At 63.1% G+C, this 15,932-nt stretch carries 14 protein-coding genes, 1 other RNA gene and 1 pseudogene; 7 read left to right on the top strand and 9 right to left on the bottom strand.

Annotated elements, in window-relative coordinates:
* Window positions 1–13: 13 nt before the first annotated feature.
* From ACXJKO_RS01795 to ACXJKO_RS01765, 7 genes are all read right to left on the bottom strand, one after another.
* Complete coding sequence (locus tag ACXJKO_RS01795; RefSeq protein WP_457089363.1) at window positions 14–1,642, bottom strand: ABC transporter ATP-binding protein; 1,629 nt, start codon at window positions 1,640–1,642, stop codon at window positions 14–16.
* Window positions 1,639–2,802, bottom strand: coding sequence for an ABC transporter permease (locus tag ACXJKO_RS01790; RefSeq protein ID WP_457089362.1), 1,164 nt, complete (start codon window positions 2,800–2,802; stop codon window positions 1,639–1,641). Before ACXJKO_RS01790 ends, ACXJKO_RS01795 begins: the two co-directional genes overlap by 4 nt.
* Window position 2,803: 1 nt before the next feature.
* Window positions 2,804–3,916 carry a microcin C ABC transporter permease YejB gene (locus tag ACXJKO_RS01785; RefSeq protein ID WP_457089361.1) on the bottom strand — a complete coding sequence of 371 codons (1,113 nt, stop codon included), beginning with the start codon at window positions 3,914–3,916 and terminating at the stop codon, window positions 2,804–2,806.
* Complete coding sequence (locus ACXJKO_RS01780; protein ID WP_457089502.1) at window positions 3,916–4,083, bottom strand: DUF4260 family protein; 168 nt, start codon at window positions 4,081–4,083, stop codon at window positions 3,916–3,918. The genes ACXJKO_RS01785 and ACXJKO_RS01780 overlap by 1 nt, the downstream gene beginning before the upstream one ends.
* Before the next feature lie 39 nt (window positions 4,084–4,122).
* Window positions 4,123–5,988 (bottom strand): extracellular solute-binding protein, encoded by a 1,866-nt coding sequence (locus ACXJKO_RS01775; protein WP_457089360.1) that lies wholly within the window; start codon window positions 5,986–5,988, stop codon window positions 4,123–4,125.
* A complete protein-coding gene (locus ACXJKO_RS01770) occupies window positions 5,985–7,853 on the bottom strand; it encodes an extracellular solute-binding protein (protein WP_457089359.1) in 1,869 nt (622 codons plus the stop codon). The genes ACXJKO_RS01775 and ACXJKO_RS01770 overlap by 4 nt, the downstream gene beginning before the upstream one ends.
* Window positions 7,854–8,133: 280 nt before the next feature.
* On the bottom strand, window positions 8,134–8,673 hold the full coding sequence (locus ACXJKO_RS01765) for a c-type cytochrome (RefSeq protein WP_457089358.1): 540 nt from the start codon (window positions 8,671–8,673) through the stop codon (window positions 8,134–8,136).
* Window positions 8,674–8,946: 273 nt separating this feature from the next.
* Between ACXJKO_RS01765 and ACXJKO_RS01760 the strand changes: the two genes are divergently transcribed.
* Genes ACXJKO_RS01760 through ACXJKO_RS01750 form a run of 3 tightly spaced genes read left to right on the top strand, consistent with a single transcriptional unit; the run spans window position 8,947 to window position 11,077 of the window.
* A complete protein-coding gene (locus ACXJKO_RS01760) occupies window positions 8,947–9,690 on the top strand; it encodes a 3-deoxy-manno-octulosonate cytidylyltransferase (RefSeq protein ID WP_457089357.1) in 744 nt (247 codons plus the stop codon).
* Window positions 9,687–10,541, top strand: coding sequence for a prephenate dehydratase (locus tag ACXJKO_RS01755; RefSeq protein ID WP_457089356.1), 855 nt, complete (start codon window positions 9,687–9,689; stop codon window positions 10,539–10,541). Before ACXJKO_RS01760 ends, ACXJKO_RS01755 begins: the two co-directional genes overlap by 4 nt.
* Complete coding sequence (locus ACXJKO_RS01750; protein WP_457089355.1) at window positions 10,538–11,077, top strand: N-acetyltransferase family protein; 540 nt, start codon at window positions 10,538–10,540, stop codon at window positions 11,075–11,077. Before ACXJKO_RS01755 ends, ACXJKO_RS01750 begins: the two co-directional genes overlap by 4 nt.
* A 4-nt stretch (window positions 11,078–11,081) precedes the next feature.
* On the opposite strand, the gene nudC is transcribed toward ACXJKO_RS01750, so the two are convergent.
* Together nudC and ACXJKO_RS01740 are read right to left on the bottom strand one after the other, a co-directional pair.
* A complete protein-coding gene (gene nudC, locus ACXJKO_RS01745; protein WP_457089354.1) occupies window positions 11,082–11,981 on the bottom strand; it encodes an NAD(+) diphosphatase in 900 nt (299 codons plus the stop codon).
* A 2-nt stretch (window positions 11,982–11,983) separates the two neighbouring features.
* Window positions 11,984–12,394 (bottom strand): HIT domain-containing protein, encoded by a 411-nt coding sequence (locus tag ACXJKO_RS01740; protein WP_457089501.1) that lies wholly within the window; start codon window positions 12,392–12,394, stop codon window positions 11,984–11,986.
* 1,029 nt (window positions 12,395–13,423) lie between these two features.
* Between ACXJKO_RS01740 and ffs the strand changes: the two genes are divergently transcribed.
* From ffs to ACXJKO_RS01720, 4 genes and pseudogenes are all read left to right on the top strand, one after another.
* An RNA gene (gene ffs / locus ACXJKO_RS01735) (signal recognition particle sRNA small type) lies at window positions 13,424–13,520 on the top strand.
* 27 nt (window positions 13,521–13,547) lie between these two features.
* Window positions 13,548–15,371, top strand: coding sequence for a DNA polymerase III subunit gamma/tau (locus ACXJKO_RS01730; RefSeq protein WP_457089353.1), 1,824 nt, complete (start codon window positions 13,548–13,550; stop codon window positions 15,369–15,371).
* A 31-nt stretch (window positions 15,372–15,402) separates the two neighbouring features.
* Window positions 15,403–15,723: a YbaB/EbfC family nucleoid-associated protein gene (locus ACXJKO_RS01725; protein ID WP_457089352.1), complete on the top strand. Its 321-nt coding sequence runs from the start codon at window positions 15,403–15,405 to the stop codon at window positions 15,721–15,723.
* 74 nt (window positions 15,724–15,797) lie between these two features.
* A pseudogene (locus ACXJKO_RS01720) lies at window positions 15,798–15,932 on the top strand (recombination mediator RecR); the annotation flags it as partial.

Here is a 15,932-nt window from a genome sequence, read left to right as displayed (position 1 = left end):
GACAACTCACGCTTCACTGCCTGACGGTGTTGGAGCCCGCCGTTTCGAGGTTGAACGCCGCCGCGAACAAGGCTCGTGTGTAATCCGTTTGCGGCGCGGCGAAGATGTTTTCCGCAGAACCTTCCTCGACGACCTTCCCGTTCTGCATCACGACCACATGGTTTGCGAGCGCGCGCACCACCTTCAAATCGTGGCTGATGAACATATAAGCGAGGTTGCGCCGCTTTTGCAGATCGCGCAGCAGCTCGACGATCTGCGCCTGCACGGACATGTCGAGGGCCGAAGTCGGCTCGTCCAGCATGATGAATTGCGGCTCCAGCGCCATGGCGCGGGCGATCGCGATGCGCTGGCGCTGGCCGCCGGAGAATTCATGCGGGTAGCGGTCCATGGTCGCGGGATCGAGGCCGACATCGTGCAGCGCCTTCGCCACGATGTCGCGGCGCTCAGAATAGGAGAGGCCCTTGTTCTGCACGAGAAGGCCTTCCTCCACGATCTCCGCCACCGACATGCGCGGCGAGAGCGAACCGTAAGGATCCTGGAACACCACCTGGAGATCCTTGCGCATGGGGCGGACCTCCTTCGAGCGGAGGCCGTCGATGCGGTTGCCGAGGAACACAATGGGGCCTTCCGACTGCACGAGGCGCAAGATCGCTAAGCCCAGCGTCGTCTTGCCGGAGCCGGATTCCCCCACCACGCCCACGGTCTCGCCCTGGCGCACGCGCACGGACACGCCGTCCACCGCCTTCACATGGCCGATTGTGCGCTGCAGGAAACCCCGCTTGATGGGGAACCACACCTTGATGGGGCCTGCCTCCACCACGGTCGGCGCATCCGCAGGCACCGGATTGGCGCGGCCCTTCGGCTCCGCCGCGAGGAGGCGTTTGGTATATTCGTGCTGTGGATTGCCGAACACCTCTTCCACGCGGCCATGCTCGACGATTTCGCCTTTCAGCATGACGCAGACGCGATCCGCGATCTTCCGCACGATGCCGAGATCGTGCGTGATGAAGAGCATGGACATGTTGAGCTTGGATTTAAGCTCCGCGAGCAATTTCAGGATCTGCGCCTGCACCGTCACGTCGAGGGCGGTGGTGGGCTCGTCCGCAATGAACAGGTCGGGCTCGTTGGCCAGCGCCATGGCGATCATCACGCGCTGGCGCTGGCCGCCGGAGAGCTGATGCGGATAGGCGGTCAAGCGGCTCTCCGCATCGCGGATGCCGACGAGATGCAGAAGCTCCAGCGTGCGGGTGCGCGCCTCGCGCTCCGACATGCCGCGATGCAGCTTCAGGATCTCGCCGATCTGCCGGTCGATGGTGTGGAGCGGATTGAGCGAGGTCATCGGCTCCTGGAACACCATGGTGATGTCGTCGCCGCGCACCTTGCGCATCTCGTCTTCGCTTAAAGAAATCAGGTCCTTCCCCTTGAAGAGGATTTTCCCTGATGGGTGATGCGCGGACGGGTAGGGCAGGAGCTTGAGCACGGAGAGCGCCGAGACCGACTTGCCCGATCCCGACTCGCCCACGAGCGCCACCGTCTCGCCGGGCATGATGTCGAACGACACCTTATTGACGGCCAGCATGTCGCGCTGGCCCTGACGGAACGCGACGGAGAGGTCCTGCACGGAGAGGAGGGGCTCTGTCATCGAAACGTCTTTCGCGGATCGAAGGCGTCACGGACTGCTTCGCCGATGAAGATGAGGAGGCTGAGCATCACGGCGATCACGAAGAAGCCGGCGAGGCCGAGCCATGGCGCTTGCAGGTTGGCCTTGCCCTGCGCCAGCAATTCGCCGAGCGAGGGCGAACCGGGCGGCAGGCCGAAACCGAGGAAGTCGAGGGAGGTGAGCGTCGTGATCGAGCCGTTGATGATGAACGGCATGAAGGTCAGCGTCGCCACCATGGCGTTCGGCAGAAGATGCTTGAACATGATAGTTGCGTTGGACAGGCCGAGAGCTCTGGCTGCGCGCACGTACTCGAAGTTTCGGGCGCGCAGAAACTCGGCGCGCACGACGCCGACCAGTGACACCCATGAGAAGAGCAGCAGGATGCCCAGCAGCACGAAGAAGCTCGGCGTGATGATCGATGAGATGATGATGAGCAGATAAAGCGATGGGATCGCCGTCCAGATCTCGATGAAGCGCTGTGCGATCAAATCGACCCAGCCGCCGTAATAGCCCTGCACCGCGCCGGAGAGGATGCCGACGATGGAGGAAATGCCTGCCAGCGTGAGGCCGAACAGCACGGAGAGGCGGAAGCCGTAGATGAGACGCGCGACCACGTCGCGGCCCTGGTCGTCCGTGCCGAGCCAGTTCCACTCGATGCTGTCGCAGCCGGTGCCGCCTGAGCGCTCCGCGATGGGGCGACATTGCTTGTCGGTGAGCGTCCATGTGGGCGGTGCCGGTGCGGGGACGGGAAGGTCGAGGTTGTGGGTGTTGTAGGAAAAGCGGATCGGCGCCCAGAGAAGCCAGCCGTTCTCCTGAATCTCCTTGGAGATCACGGGATCGCGATAATCCGTCACCGCGAGGAAGCCGCCGAACTTTTCTTCCGGATAATTCACGAAGGCGGGATAGAGCAGCTCGCCCTTGTAGGAGGCGAGGATTGGCTTGTCGTTGGCGATGAGCTCCGCGAACAGGCTTAAGACGAACAGGATCATGAAGATCCAGAAAGACCACAAGCCGCGCCGGTTCGCCTTGAAGTTCTGCATGCGCCGCCGGTTGAGCGGCGATAGCTGGATGAAGCCCTCGCGCGGCAGCGGCGGGGCGACGGGCGAGGAGGCAGGAGAGACGACAGGAACGTTCTCGTTCATCTCACGCCTCCCTCGTCTCGAAATCGATGCGCGGATCGATCCAGGTATAGGTGAGGTCGGAGACCAGGTTCACCAAGAGACCGACGAGCGAGAAGATGTAGAGGTTGGCGAACACCACCGGATAGTCGCGATTGACGATGGACTCGAAGGAGAGGAGGCCGAGACCGTCGAGGGAGAAGATCGTCTCGATCAGCAGCGCGCCGGCGAAGAAGGCTCCGATGAAGGCGCCGGGAAAGCCCGCGATGACGATCAGCATCGCATTGCGGAAGACGTGGCCATAGAGAACCTGCCGCTCCGACAGACCCTTCATACGTGCGGTGAGCACATATTGCTTGCGGATCTCGTCGAGGAACGAGTTCTTCGTCAGCAGCGTCGAGGTAGCGAAGGCGCCGAGCGCCATGGCGGTGATGGGCAGAACGAGATGCCAGAAGTAGTCCACGATCTGCATGTACCACGGCATGAAGGCCCAGCCCTCGGAGGTGAGACCGCGCAAGGGGAATACCTGCCAGAAGGACCCGCCCGCAAAGAGCACGATCAGAAGGATCGCGAAAAGGAAGCCCGGAATGGCATAGCCGATGATGACGATGGCGGATGTCCAGATGTCGAAGGACGAGCCATCCCTCACGGCCTTCTTGATGCCGAGCGGGATCGAGATCGCGTAGGACAGAAGCGTCATCCATAGCCCTAAGCTGATCGAGACCGGAAGTTTCTCCTTGATCAGCTCCAGCACGGAAATATCGCGGAAGTAGCTCTTGCCGAAATCGAACCGGGCATAATCCCAGATCATCTTGAAGAAGCGCTCATGAGCGGGTTTGTCGAAGCCGAACTGCGTTTCCAGCTGCTTGATGAATTGCGGGTCCAACCCTTGCGCGCCGCGATAGCGGGAAGACGCGGCGTCACCGCCTCCGCCGCCGGGACTCTGGCTTCCACCGCCGAGATCGCCGCCACCGCCGGAGATGCGCGAGGTGGCGCTCGAGTCCTGCCCTTGGAGCTGCGCGATGATGCGTTCCACCGGGCCGCCTGGCGCGAACTGGATGATGACGAAGGAGATGAGCATGATCCCTAAGATGGTCGGGATCATGAGAAGGATGCGACGCGCGATATAGCCCAGCATCAAGCGCCTGTGCGGTTGCGGCCGATGCGGCCGAGATGGGTGTCACTGAAAGCGGTAGCGTATTTCAATCCGTATCCTAACACGCGATCGAACCCGGTAAGCTTTAAACGGAGAGCCGCAGCACTGAGCAGCGCCAGCCCTTCAAGGCGTAAGATAAGGCGGGGCATGCCCGCCACGGCTGGAGCCGTCATGGTCGTATTCAAGCCTTATCCTCGCCCGATCCGCTTGGCCTTCTCGGCATCGTACCACCAGCTCCCCGGCGCGCCCGAGGCGAAGCGCGGCTTCGTTTCGGGGCGTGAGAACTGGTCCCAATAGGCAATCCAGTCACTGGCTCTAAACCACATGGGCACCCAATAATGGCCCGAACGGAGAACCCGGTCCAGGGCGCGGCATGCGATGTTGAGGTCCTGACGGGACTTCGCGTTGGCAACTGTCTCGATCAGGGCATCGACGGCCGGGCTGCTGATGCCGGCGATGTTCTGCGATCCCGGTGCTTTGCCGGCCTCGGAGCCGTAGACCACCCGCAGGCTGTCGCCGGGCGTCGCGCTGCCCGCGAGATTGCGGCTCGCCATGTCGAAATCGTATTCATCCATGCGGCGCTGATACTGGGCCGCATCGACGATGCGCGAGAAGGCCTCGATGCCGAGCCGCTTCAGGTTGGCCTGGAAGGGCTGCGTATGCGGCTGCAACGCGGCCTGGAAATCGAGGAACTCGATCCGCAGCGGCTGGCCGTTGGGAAGCTTCAACACACCACCCTCGCGCTTGCAGCCGGCCTCGCGCAATAGCTCGTCCGCGCGGCGCAACAAACGCCGGTCCTGGCCCGATCCGTCGGAGACGGGCGGCAAGGGCGGCTCGCCGAAAACGGAACTGGGAAGCTGGGCGCGGAACGGCTCCAGCAAGGCAAGCTCCTCGGACGAGGGCATGCCCTTGGCCTTCATATCGCTGTTTTCGAAATACGACGTGGTGCGGTTGAACAGGCCGAACATGATGTTGGCGTTCGTCCACTCGAAATCGAAGGCAAGGCCGATGGCTTCGCGAATGCGCGGATCCTTGAAGGCATCGCGGCGCATGTTGAAGTACCAGCCCTGGATGGTAGAAGGCGCGTCGTTCGAAATCTCTTCCTTCTTAACCTTTCCTTCGCGCATGGCCGGAAAGTCGTATCCGGTGGACCAGATGCGGGACGTGTATTCCTCGTTGTAATTGAGCGTCCCGTTCTTGAAGGCCTCGAAGGCCACGGTCCTGTCGCGAAAATATTCGTAACGAACATGGTCGAAATTGTTCAGGCCGACACTGACGGGAAGATCCTTGGCCCAGTAATCGGCCACGCGCTCGAACTCGATGAAGCGTCCGGTCTCGAAACGGCCGACCTTGTAGGGCCCGGAGCCGAGCGGCGCTTCAAGCGTCGATGCTTCGAAATCCTTGCCCTGCCAGTAACGCTCCGAGAAGATCGGCATGCTGGCCACGACGAGATGCAGGTCACGGCTGCGCTGCGGTGTGAATTGCACGCGTAGGATTTCATCCGACTCAGCCTGCGCCGAGGCCATCTGCGTCAGCAGTGATCGGAAGACCGGATGGCCTTTCTCCTTGAGTATGCTGAGAGAGAAGGCGACGTCCTTCGCGGTCAGCTTCGTGCCGTCATGAAAGCGCGCTTCGGGGCGTAAGGCGAAACGATAGGTCAGCTTGTCGTCGGAGATGCGCACGCTCTTCGCAACGAGCCCGTAGAGCGCATCCGGCTCGTCGCCGGAGCCCGACATCAACGTGTCGAAGGTAGAAGTCATCCCGGCGGCGCCGTCGCCACGCAGCACGAACACGTTGAGCGTGTTGAAGGTATCGAAGTTCTGGTTTCCGGTCGTCTGCTTGATCTGGATCGCAAGCGTGCCACCCTTAGGAGCGGCGGGATTGACGTAGGAAAAATGCTTGAAAGCGGGCGGGTACTTCAGTTCGCCGAAGCTGGAGAGGCCATGAACCTCCGTCCCGCCATTCTCCTGAGCGAAACCTGCTTTCGGCAGAAGGCCGATCGTAGCTGCGGCAGCACTGCATTTGAGGATCGCGCGACGATTGAAGGTTCTCATCGCGGCGCTCCGGTCTTGGCGGCCTTGGCCTCGTCATACCACCAGATGGTGGGGAAGGCGGCGCCACCATAGGCCGGCATGTTCTCAGGATGGCTGTAGCGATTCCAGCGGGCGGTGCGCTGCTTCAGGGACGTCCATTGCGGTACCATGTAATTGTGCGCGAGCAGCACGCGGTCGAGCGCCTTCGAGGCGGCCACCAGCTCCTCACGGTCCTTGGCGTAAACGATCCGCTCGATCAGCGCATCGACGGCGGGGTCGGCGATGCCGGCAAGGTTGCGCGAGCCTTCGCGCTTGGCAGCCTGCGAGCCCCAGTACTCGCGTTGCTCGTTGCCTGGCGATGAAGACTGCCCCCAAGCGCCTGTAGTGATGTCGAAATCGAAACTGCGAACGCGGTTGGTCGACTGCACATCGTCCACGATGCGCACCGAGGTCTGGATGCCCAGCCGGTCGAGCGCCGACTTGTAGAGCAGGAAGAGACGCTCGTCGCTGGGTGTGTCGCCGAGCAACTCCACGCTCAAGACTTCATCCTTCGCGTTGACGCGGCGGCCGTTCTTCACCTCCCAACCGGCTTCGCGGAGCAGGCGATCCGCTTCACGCAGATTGTTGCGGGTAGCTTCCGGTGAATCGTTGACGGGGTTCTTGTAGGGTGTGGTGAAGACCGATGCTGGAACCTTGTCGCGCATCGACTCAAGGATCTCCAGCTCCTTGCCTTCGGGAAGACCGGATGAGGCGAGATCGAGTCCATAGAAAAAGCTCGATGGCCGTTCGTAGAGTCCGAAAAGAAGCGTCTTGTTGATTTCCTCGAACTGGAACGCGAGGTTGAAGGCGCGGCGCACGCGCTCGTCCTTGAACTTGTCACGCCTCAGGTTGAGGACGAGAGCCTGCATGATGCCCACGGCGGTATATTTGAATTCTTCAAGAATGACGCGGCCTTCCTGGCGCGCGGGAAAATTGTAGCCCGTTGACCAATTGCGTGCGCTGTTCTCGGTCCGAAAGTCGATGCGGTCGCCCTTGAAGGCTTCGAGCAGCACCGTCGAATCTCGATAATATTCGTAACGGATCTCGTCGAAATTGTTCTGGCCCACATTCACGTTGATGTTGGCGCCCCAGTAATCCTTCACGCGCTCGTAAGTGGAGTTGCGGCCCGCCTCGAAGCTCTTGAGGCGATAGGGGCCTGAACCCAGGGGCGGCTCCAGCGTGGTCTGCGTGATGTCGCGCTTGCGCCCGTCCGGCGCCGTGCCCTCCCACCAATGCTTCGGCAGCACCATGAGCTGGCCCATGATCTGCGGCAGTTCGCGATTGCCCTTTTCGTCGAAGGTGAATGTTACCTCGCGATCGCCGGTCTTCTCCACCTTGGTCACGTTGGCATAGTAATAGGCATAAGTCGGGCTGTTCGCCTTCAGGGCCGTGAACGAATAGATCACGTCGTCCGCCGTCACGGGCTGCCCGTCATGCCACTTGGCTTCCGGGCGCAGGCGGAAGCTGACGGAGGAATAATCCGCCGGGTACGAGAATCTTTCCGCCAGCAGGCCATAGGCCGCGTTCGCCTCGTCCAGCGCGCCGGTTGTGAGGGTTTCGTAGATCAGGCCCAGGCCCTGCGCAGGCGAGCCCTTCACGCCCGCAACCACGATGTTGAAGCTGTCGAAGGTGCCCTGTGCGCCGAGCCGCACCACGCCGCCCTTGGGAGCGTTCGGGTTCACATAATCGAAATGCTTGAAGCCCGCGGGGTACTTGGCCTCTCCGAGAAGCGTCGCGCCGTGCCGCCATGGGGCTTCCTTGGAGGCTTCCTGGGCTGCGAGAGGGGTAAAGCTGAGGCAGGCAGCCAGGAGACTCGGAAAGAGGCTTGGCAGGACGAAACGGAGCAAAGGCGTCTCCTTAGGTGTGAGGCGTCTGTCGTTAAAGCATCGGATGGATCCCAAAAGTGGACTTGCACTTTTGGGATCCATCCGATGCTTCCTTCTTAGATTGAGAGCATCGTATGACCGGACCCGRCGGGCCGCGCTAGCGAAAACCGGATCCACTTTTCCGTACGATGCTCTAGGGTACATTTTTGTGCGCAACAGAGCGAGCGCAAGGTAGGCCACGCAAAACAAAAGCCGGGCACGAGGGCCCGGCTTTGCTGAATTGCAAGGATGTTCGCTCTTGTTACTGAGCGGCCGGCAGCGGAATCGGGCTGTCGGAGAGCGTGCGCAGATAGGCCAGAAGGTCGGCGCGCTCCTTGTCGCTGGCGATGCCGGCGAAGGCCATGATGGTGCCGGGAGTGGCCTGCTTGGGGTTGTGGACGAAAGCGTTCAGGGCCTCGTAGTTCCATTCGCCGCCATGGGCCTTCATGCCGGCCGAGTAATTGAAGCCCTCATGCGATGCGACCGGGCGGCCGACCACGCCATAGAGGTTCGGGCCGACCTTGTTGGGGCCGCCCTTGGTGAAATCATGGCAGGAGGCGCATTTCTTGGCCGCAGCCTGGCCCTTGGCCGCATCGGCGCTGGCCAGAAGCACGGGCAGGGGCTTAGCCGGCTCGGCCGGGGCACCGCCGGCGGCAGCACCGGCTTCGGGAGCCGGAAGATCGTAGCCGGGAACAGCGGGCTTATGGGGCGAGAACAGGCCACCAGCGACGACATTGACGCCAACCACGAAGAGAAGCGTAGCAAAAACGGCACCGGCGATCTTGTTGGTCTCGATATTCATAGGTCAGGCTCTCCTCGCCTCGTCGGCGAAATCAGCGCAGCAGAACGACATCGCGAGCGGGCGCCCGCGTCAGGGGGGTTGCTTAGCCGTAGAGATGGGGTTTTGACAATGGGGTTCTTTAGATCTCTTCGAGGTTTTCGCCGTTCGTATAGTCGCAGCACAGGCTGACAAACGCCTGAGTTCCGCCAGAGGTCCGGCCTCGACCGGGCTTGAGCCCATGACAAATGGTCCCTGCCTTGGTAAGGACGCGAAAGACCAAACCCTGAAGAACCCATGTCCGATCCCCTCGTTCTCATCCCCGCCCGCCTCGCGGCGACCCGCCTGCCGAACAAGCCCCTGGCGGATATCGCGGGCGAGCCCATGATCGTCCATGTGTGGCGCCGGGCCATGGAGGCCGGGATCGGCCCCGTCGCCATCGCCACCGACGCCCCCGAGATCGCCGAGGCCGTGACCCGCGCCGGCGGGCAGGCGGTGCTGACCAGGGCCGACCACGCGTCAGGCTCCGACCGCATCTTCGAGGCTGTGGAAAAGCTCGACCCGGAAGGCCGGCATGACGTAGTTGTGAACGTTCAAGGCGACCTGCCGACCGTCGATCCGGCCGCCATCGCCGCCTCCATCGCGCCTCTGTCTGACCCCATGGTCGATCTGACGACCCTCGTCGCGATCATCGAGCGCGAGGAGGAACGGACCAACCCGAATGTGGTGAAGATGGTGGGAAGCGAGGTCGCGCCGGGCCGGTTCCGCGCCCTCTACTTCACCCGCGCCACCGCGCCCTATGGCGAGGGGCCGCTCTACCATCACATCGGCCTTTACGCCTATCGCCGCAAAGCCCTTCAGCGCTTTGTCGGGCTGCCGCCTTCGCCGCTGGAGCTGCGCGAGAAGCTGGAGCAGCTGCGGGCACTGGAGGCCGGTATGCGAATCGACGCGGTCGTCGTCGATGATGTGCCGCTCGGCGTCGACACCCCCCACGATCTGGACAGAGCCCGCGAGATCATCGCGGCCCGGAGGACATCATGAACAAGGTCATTTCATTCCAGGGCGAGCCGGGGGCCAATTCCCACATCATCTGCTCGGAGATGTTTCCCGATTGGGAGGTGCTGCCGTGCCCGACCTTCGAGGATGCTTTCGCGGCCGTGAACGAAGGGCAGGCGAATCTGGGCATGATCCCGATCGAGAACTCGATCGCGGGCCGCGTGGCGGATATCCACCACCTCCTGCCGACCTCCGGCCTGCATATCATCGGCGAGGGCTTCCTGCCGATTCATTTCCAGCTCATGGCGCTGCCCGAGGCCGATCTCGGCACGATCAAAAGCGTCTACAGCCACGTCCATGCGCTCGGCCAGTGCCGCAAGATCGTCCGCAAGCTCGGGCTGAAAGCTCATGTGGCGGGCGACACCGCAGGCTCCGCGCGCCAGGTCGCCGAGTGGAAGGACCCGACGCGCGCCTCGCTCTCGCCGCGCATGGCGGCAAGCCTTTACGGGCTCAAGATCCTCGCCGAGGATGTGGAGGACGAGGCGCACAACACCACGCGTTTCGTCGTGCTGTCGAAGACCCCGCAATGGGCGCCCGCCGGCAACGGCCCGACCGTCACCTCCTTCGTTTTCCGCGTCCGCAACCTTCCCGCTGCGCTCTACAAGGCGCTGGGCGGTTTCGCGACGAACGGCATCAACATGACGAAGCTCGAAAGCTACATGCTCGAAGGCGAGTTCCTGGCGACGCAGTTCTACGCCGAAGTAGACGGCCACCCGGAGGACACGAACCTCAAACGCGCGCTGGAGGAACTCGAGTTCTTCTCCCGCGAGCTGCGCATCCTCGGCGTGTATCCGGCGGCACCGTTCCGCGAGAAGATCAGGGAAGCGGCGGAGTGAACGTCATCGTTCGCGACGGGAACGACAGCGATGCGAATGGCATCGCCAGAGTGCATGTTCAGGGTTGGCGTGAATCCTACAAGGATTTCATGACGCCGGAGGCACTCGCCGGCCTCTCCGTCGAAGAGCGCAAACGTATGTGGCAAGGCGTTCTGGTGCAGCCCGACGCACAGGCAAAGCTCGTCGTGGCCGTGGATGCGGAGGGTGAAATTGTCGGCTTCGCGCGTGGCGGGCCGATCCGCAACAAAGGCGCTGATCTTCTTGGAACTGAAGCGGAGATCTTTGCGATCTATCTGCTCGACAAGGTGAAGCGGCAGGGCATCGGGCGCAGGCTGATGACCGGTGTGTTCGATCATCTCATCGTGCAAGGCTTCGCTTCTGTCGGCTTGTGGGTCCTGAAAGAGAATCTCTCTGCCCGCCGCTTTTACGAAGGGTTCGGCGGACAGCCGGGAGCGGAGCAGACCTTCGACGTGCGAGGCCAGCAGCTCACCGAGATTGCCTATCGCTTCGAGCCGATTCCGGCTGGCCTCGTCTGAGGCTTCAGCCCTTTACCCATTCCCGCAGCAGGTGGTTTGCAATCGCGATCGGCATGGGCGCGGCGAAATCCTCGTGCGTGCCGTCCAGCATGCGGCGCACATCGTCCTTCGAGAACCAGCGCGCGTCCTGTAATTCCTCGCGGTCGAAGTTGATCTCGTCGCTGATCGCCTCGCCCTGGCAGCCGATCATGATGTTGGACGGGAAGGGCCAGGGCTGGGAGGCGAGGTAGCGTACCTCGCCCACGCGAATGCCCGCTTCCTCGAACGTCTCGCGCCGCACCGCGTCCTCGATGGTCTCGCCCGGTTCGAGGAAGCCCGCGAGGCAGGAATAGACCTTCTCCACGAACCGGGGCTGTCGCCCGAGCAGGCATTTGTCGCCGCGCGTGACCAGCATGATCACCACGGGATCGGTACGGGGAAAATGCTGTGTGCCGCAAGCCGCGCAGTCACGGCGAAAACCCGCCTGGGCAGCTTTGGACGGTGCGCCGCAATTGGCGCAGAAACGGTGGCGGTTGTGCCAGTCCAGCATGGACTTCGCCATGGCGAGGATGCCCAGTTCCTCTGTCCGAACAAGTCCCTGAGACGCAATCGAGCGCAAATCGGCGACCGTGTAGGCGGGGTCCTGGAACAGCGCCGCGGTGTCCGGGGCCGCGAGCGTCGCGATGATGGGGCGGCCGCCGAGAAGGCCGAGGAACACCTGTTCCTTATGTTCCGGCAGACGGTCGAGAACCGAGAAGGGCAGGAGGCTCGTGCCCGGCTCTCCGGCCTGGAGGATCGGCTGGTCGCCAGCGAGGAGAATCAGCGCACTCTTCGGGTTCTCGGCCGCCTTGGCGAGAGCCTCCGGGTCATGCTCCACGGTATGGCGGATGAGGGCGTTGTTGGTGTAGCCGAGGGATGTCGCCATAATCATGCCGCCGCAAAAAGAGCGGCCGCGCGCTCGATGAGCGCAGTCACCGCGTGGTCAGGGTAGGGGGCCTTCGTGCCATGGCCCCAGACGGGGCCGGGCCAGGCCGGATCGGAGCGGAAGCGGCCGATCACGTGCACATGAAGCTGAGGCACCATGTTGCCGAGCGCGCCCACATTGACCTTGTCGGGCTTCGACAGCTCCAGCATCACCCGGGTCGCGATGCGGATCTCCTGCATCAGCTGGGCCGCGTGCTCCTCGGAGAGGTCCGTCAGCTCGCTCACGCCCTCTACGCGCGGGACGAGCACGAACCAAGGAAAGCGCGCATCGTTCAGGAGAAGGATGGAGCAGAGGGCGAGGTCGCCGACGGGAATCGTGTCGGCTTCGAGCCGGGAATCGAGCTGGAATGTCATGGGGTTTATGTACCCGAGGTGGCGGCCAGTTGTCAGCCGGTTCGGTGATCGTGCCGTGCCCTGTCCCGTCATGGCCGGGCTTGTCTTGGCCATCCCGATCGGAAAAGTGAGGCGCTTCAGACCATCGGGATCCCCTGCACAAGGCCGGTGATGACGTGGAGGGTGGCACGAGGGAAAGGCGTCATCCCGACGGCGGAGCCGATCCGGGATCGCAAGCAGGATGTGGTGCATGCTTCCCTCCCTCCTTGCCGGGAGGGCTTGCGGGGAGCGCAAAGTCAGAGTGCTGCGCTTCTTCCAGTGAGCATTGTGCGAATTACAGTGCCTCCCCTCTCCCGGGTGGGAGAGGGGCAGGGGTGAGGGACTGCCCTGTCCGGAAACGGCATTCCCTCACCCGCCGCGCTGCCGCGCGTCGACCTCTCCCGCTCGGGAGAGGTTGGGACTGCGCTTGACTGACGAAGCGCTCACCCGGTCGCACCACCCCACCCTTGTTCCCTCCCCGAAAGGGGGRGGGAACAAGCGCACGCAATGCTATGTTCTGCATTTGTTCTTGACAATGATCCTAAGCTTGGCTATGGATGGCGCAGCCCGATCCACCGAGGGGCGCGCTCGCGAGGCGTCGTGATTGTGGGGTCGGGCACGGTCTCGTGCGGGGGATGACGCAACCTCTCGTGACGGGAGGCCCAGGCGAGAGGCTGGGCTCAGTTCTGGTCCAAGGCCGCCCGTAACTTCAGACGGTGTCCGCCTCGGGCAGTTCATGGGCCGGTCGCGCCTGTCCGCCTAAAAAAGCCGTGCGCGAGGGGCAGTCCTGCTCTTCCCTCACCATCATCATCGAGCCGGACCGCTCCTCGCGCCTCCTCGATTGTCACCCTCGGACGCCGAAAAGCGCCGAGGACAAAGGTGCATGTTCTTGAGGTCCAGCGACAATGCCGCGCATCCATGGATCGTTATGGCCTTGTGCAATCCGGGGATGACTCGCGGGGTGGGCCTTTCCAACTTGCGTTCCCGGCCTGAAACGCTCATATAGCCCTTGGGAGGTTGGCGAGGGACGTCTCACTCGCCAACCGGGTCAGATCCGGAAGGAAGCAGCCCTAACGAGACCGAACGGGTCTTCGTCCAGCCTCCCACCCTAGAGTTTTCCAAAGCCTTGCAGCCCATGGACGATACCACAGCCGGCACGCCCCTGAACGACGAGCCGGCCCTGCCCGGTTTCCCCGCTGCGCCAGCCCCTGCGGCTCAGGCTTCGCCTTATCGCGTCCTTGCCCGGAAATACCGCCCCCGCACCTTCGATGACCTGATCGGCCAGGAGGCGATGGTSCGCACCSTCTCSAAYGCSTTCGAGACCGGCCGCATTCCGCAGGCCTGGATGCTCACCGGCGTTCGCGGCGTCGGCAAGACCACCACCGCCCGCATCCTGGCGCGGGGCCTCAACTACCAGAAGGAAGACGGCTCCGGTCAGCCTACCATCCACATGCCGGATCTCGGCGTGCATTGTCAGGCGATCATGGAATCGCGGCACGTGGACGTGCTGGAGATGGACGCGGCGTCCCATACCGGCATCGACGACGTTCGCCAGATCATCGACGGCATCCGCTATTCGCCGGTCTCGGCGCGGTACAAGGTCTACATCATCGACGAGGTCCACATGCTCTCGGAGAAGGCGTTCAACGCCTTCCTGAAGACGCTGGAGGAGCCGCCGCCGCACGCGAAGTTCATCTTCGCCACGACTGAGATCCGCAAAGTTCCCGTCACCATCCTGTCCCGCTGCCAGCGCTTCGACCTGCGCCGCATCGATGCCGACAAGCTCGTCGCCCATCTCGGCCGTATCTGCGACGCGGAAGAGGTGAAGGCGGATCAGGAAGCGCTCGCGGCGATTGCCCGCGCGGCGGAAGGTTCGGCGCGCGACTCGCTCTCCCTCATGGATCAGGCCATCGCCCATGGCGCGGGCGTCGTCACCGGCGACACGGTGCGCGACATGTTGGGCCTTGCCGACCGTACGCAAGTCATCGACCTGTTCGAGGCTGTGATGCGCGGCGATGTTCCCGCCGCTTTCGCGGGCCTTCGTGCGCAATACGATGCCGGTGCCGATCCGGGCGTGATCCTGTCCGATCTCGCGGCCTTCTCGCATATCGTTACGCGCCTCAAGCTGATCCCGGAGGCCGCGAAAGATCCGGCTTTGTCCGAGATCGAGCGCATCCGTGGCACGGAATTCGCGCAGAAGCTGTCGGTGCGCACGCTCTCGCGCGCGTGGCAGATGCTGCTGAAGGGTATTCCCGAAGTTCAGTCTTCGAACCGTCCGATTTCCGCCGCCGAGATGGTGCTGGTGCGTTTGGCCTATGCGGCCGACCTGCCCACGCCTGATGAGGCGTTGCGCGCGTTGAAGGACGGCTCGCCGTTGCCCGCAGGCGGCCCCGCTCCCGCACCCTCCAGGCCGTCCGGCGGCCCGGCTACTTCCGGCTCCATGGCGCTTGCGACATCGCAGCCCCAGCCGCAGCCGCGTCCCCAACCGGCACAGCCTGAGCCGACCATGCGGCTTCGCCGCTTTGAGGATGTGGTGGCGCTCGCCAGCGAGAAGCGTGAGATCGTGCTGAAAGCTGCGCTGGAGCGCGATGTGCGCCTTGTGCGCTTCGAGGAAGGTCACATCGAGCTCAGCCTCACCGGTTCCGGCAATCGCACCATTGCCAACGATCTCTCCCGCGCGCTCCAGAACTGGACCGGTGAGCGCTGGATGGTGGCGTTGTCGTCGGAGGAGGGCGCGCCGACCTTACGCGAGCAGGCGGAAACCGCCGAGCGCGAGCGCAAGGAAGGGGCAGCCAACCATCCCCTGGTGCAGGCGGTATTGTCGAAGTTCCCCGGCGCGCAGATCGTCAATGTGATCGAGCGCGCCGAGAAAGATGGGGCGGATGCCGAGACGGAGATTCTCGGCGAGGCCGATGCGCTTGCCGCGCACGAAGCCGAAGACGACGACGATCTTTTCTAATCGCAAATTTTGCTCATCGGAGGATTAAGTCATGAAGGACATCATGGGACTGATGAAGCAGGCTCAGGCCATGCAGCAGAAGCTGCAGGATGCCCAGGCCGAGCTGGACACTCTCGAAGTCGACGGTACGGCCGGCGGCGGTGTCGTGACTGTAAAAGTGTCCGGCAAGGGCAACCTCAAGGCCATCTCCATCGATCCCACCCTCATGAACCCGGACGAGAAGGAGATCCTCGAGGATCTCATCGTTGCCGCCATGAACGATGCGCGAGGCAAGGCCGAGCGTGCCGCGCAGGAGCGCATGGAAGGCATCACCAAGGGCCTGCCGATCCCGCCCGGCCTGAAGCTGTTCTAAGTAGAGCATCGCGCGAAGAAGTGGATACCGGTTCTTCGCATCGAGCGATGCGCTAAAAGCAAAAGAGAGCCTGCATGGCCCAGCACGTCGCCGGCCCTGAAATCGAGCGCCTGATCCAGCTGCTGGCGCGCCTGCCGGGTCTTGGCCCACGCTCGGCGCGGCGCGCAGCGCTGCACCTCATCAAGAAGCGGGACACGCTGCTCATCCCC

It is taken from the genome of Microvirga sp. P5_D2, assembly GCF_054049475.1.
Note: the sequence above shows the minus strand (reverse complement) of the source record. Positions and strands in the feature narration are given on the sequence as shown.